Genomic DNA, 1,572 nt, shown 5'->3' with positions numbered 1-1,572 from the left:
CTTGATCTTTAAGGCTGCTACTCGGCCCCGCCGCGTCGAGATATATCCGTTTTGCGCTGTTTCTTGCCGACTGGGTGGCGGGGTGCGGGGGTGGAGGTGCGGCCCTTGGGGCGGCCTGGGCCGGGGTGGGAGGCTTTTGGCGCGCGGGCTGGAGTGCCCATGGTCCGTCGGATGCGGGGATAGCCGCGTCGGACTCGGCCGGGGGTGAGCTGATCCGGTGTCAGGGGCTTCTCCCAGGGCCGCCGGAGGTCCTCGGTCAGGGGTCGGGCGAGACGGAGTTGCGCGTAGGCGGCGAGGATCAGCCACACCCACCGGTCGGCCTGTTCGGGGGTGCGCAAGCGGGGTCGGGTCAGGCCGAGCGTCTGCTTGAAGAAGCGGAAAGTGTGCTCAATATCGAACCTTCGAAGGAAGATCCGCCAGAGGCGGTCGACGTCGTGCGCGGTGGCGTCGGGGTCGCTGTGCCACAGCCATAGCGGCTTGGGGTCGCGATTGCCGGGCAGGTGCTCGACGGCCAGATGGACCAACGTACCCTCGACGATGGGGAGTTCGCCTTGATGGTCAGCCCAGGAGCCGCGTCGGTCCAGCCTGGGGTGCAGGCGGCCCCAGCAGCGGGCGAGGACTTGACCGAAGCGGTCGTGGACGCCGGCCGACTCCTGGGCCGGCGCCGGATAGGTCGCGGCCTGGGCCAGGCGGAACTCCGCTCCATGCCGGGGCGGGCGCCCGGGGTTCGTTCCGCGGCGCTTGCCGGCCGGGGCGCGCATCACCCGGTCGGCGCGGATGCGTCCCAGCAGCCGCACAGGCTCCTCGCGCAGCAGCCAGGTCAGGCGCACGATGTCGTAGCCGGAGTCCAGGACGAACAGCACCGGCAAGTCCCCCGGGCGCCACTGCCCGGCTCGCTCCAGGCGGGCGACAAGGTCGCGGATCTGGGCGGCGGTGACCTCGGTGGGATCGTCCTCGGGCCCCAATCGCACCGTGTCCAGCGGCCCAGTCCACGAGGAGCGGCCCCCGCCGAGGGCCGCCGCGACCTGGTAGGGCCAGCCCGGGATGGTCTGACGCGCCCCGTCGCACCGGCACGGACGGTGGCAGTGCAGTCGCTCGGGCGAGCACTCGGCATCCGGACGCGGCCACGCGGTGACGTCCAATGCGATCGACAGCTGCCCGTCCGTCCCGCGCGGCAGCCGCAGTTCGGCCAGCGCCATGCGAAGCCGGGACACGTTGATGTGTCCCTGGGCCAGCGCGTCGTACATCGCTCCGTGCCCGCGCCGATGCACCCCCGACAGCGAGAGTTCCGGCAGGGACGTCACCGGCCCGTCGGCGCACAGCACCGCATCCATGAGCTCGAACAGAGCATCCGCCCGCAACGTCAGGCACTCGTACAGCTCATGGCGAAACCGGGACAACCCGGCCAGGGCCTCGACGCGCACGGCGCCGTCTTGCAGACTGTTCATCACGGCCTTTGGTTGATCAACGTGTCTCTTGGCGGAAACACATGATCAAGCAGAGGCCGCCCAGCTGTCAGGCGAACGACAAACCCCACCAAGAAATGATCTTGGTGGGGTTTAAAGCCAAGCT

At 69.8% G+C, this 1,572-nt stretch carries 1 protein-coding gene; it reads right to left on the bottom strand.

Annotated elements, in window-relative coordinates; all coding sequences use genetic code 11:
• Positions 1 to 17: 17 nt before the first annotated feature.
• The gene (locus ACF1B9_RS37960) at positions 18 to 1,448 is read right to left on the bottom strand and encodes an NF041680 family putative transposase (RefSeq protein ID WP_391746963.1); all 1,431 of its coding nucleotides are present in this window, start codon (positions 1,446 to 1,448) and stop codon (positions 18 to 20) included.
• Between the last annotated feature and the right edge of the window lie 124 nt (positions 1,449 to 1,572).

The sequence above is a fragment of the Streptomyces sp. NPDC014727 genome, from assembly GCF_043083485.1.
Classification (GTDB): Bacteria; Actinomycetota; Actinomycetes; order Streptomycetales; family Streptomycetaceae; genus Streptomyces.
This window is presented reverse-complemented; position numbering and strand designations above follow the sequence as displayed.